The organism is Rhodococcus sp. CX (genome assembly GCF_015865005.1).
GTDB lineage: Bacteria > Actinomycetota > Actinomycetes > Mycobacteriales > Mycobacteriaceae > Rhodococcus.
On sequence record NZ_JADZGH010000276.1, the window covers coordinates 7003 to 8143 of the forward strand.

A 1141-nucleotide genomic window follows, 5' to 3' on the forward strand; every position below is an offset into this window, starting at 1 on the left:
CATCACCCCGGAGCAGCTCTCGGAGGAACTCCGGAGCGACAACGGGGAGCTGCAGGTCGTGCTTGCACGAGTCGGGCCCGAGCAGGCTCGGCTGATCGTCGACGCCCACCTGCCGTGGGTGCTCGTGTACCCGACCGGACGCCGGCACTACCCGCAGGGGCCGGTGCTGGCATCGATCCTCGGGTACGTCGGAATCGCGGACCAGGAGGACATGCAGTTCTGGTCGAACCTCCCGCTCGGATCACGAGTAGGCAAGGCGGGCCTGGAGAAGCAGTACGACGCGTTGCTCCGCGGCACCGACGGTAAGCAGTGCGTGTACGTCGACCCGTCCGGGCGTCCGGTCGGCACGGGGGAGCGGGTGGATCCGGTGCGTGGCCACGATCTGCGGCTGTACCTCGATCTCGGGATGCAGCAGGCCGCGACCGATGCGCTCACCCAGGCGGTGCGCAGCAGCGGCGGCGACCTCGGCGCGGCGGTTGTGATGGATGCCCGCACCGGCGCGATCCTGGCGCTGGCCAGCGTCCCCGGCTACGACAACAACGTCTACGGCCCCCCGGCGGACCTGGCCGCGATCGCGGCGCAGACCCAAGGACCCGGACCCGGCCGGATGCTCAATCACGCCGTCCAGACGGCCGTGCCCCCGGGCTCGACCTTCAAGATCGTGGTCGCCTCGGCGAACGCGGCGACCCACGTGCTGTCGCCGGATACCGTGCTCCAGGGCGGCGCGGCCTACACCTACGGTGGGCACACGTTCGCGAACTGGCAGCCGATGGCCGGAAACAATCTGCTCGGTGCGATCCAGTGGTCGGACAACGTCTACTTCTACCAACTCGCCGACCTCCTCGGCCCCCAGCGCATCGCGACGACGGCCAACGAACTGGGTGTGGGCACGCGATCGGGAATCGATCTGCCGAGCGAGTCCGAGGGCTTCCTCGGTACCCCGGAGAATGTCGGAAGCATCGGCGGAACCTGGTATCCCGGGTCGACACTGCTGATGGGCATCGGTCAGGGCATCGCCAGCGGTGCGATGGTGACACCTCAGCTCGCGGCGGCATACGGGCCGGCGGACGCCGTGCCCATTCCCACCGCGGAGCCTCGTCCGCTGTCCTTCGCGCAGGAACTCGGTCCCGTGCGCGCGGGG

The 1141-nt window shown here is 69.6% G+C and carries 1 protein-coding gene; it reads left to right on the top strand.

The window, feature by feature from the left end; genetic code table 11:
- A partial coding sequence (locus I0Q12_RS34515; RefSeq protein WP_269437728.1) for a penicillin-binding protein 2 occupies window positions 1–1141 on the top strand: 1141 nt, incomplete at both ends.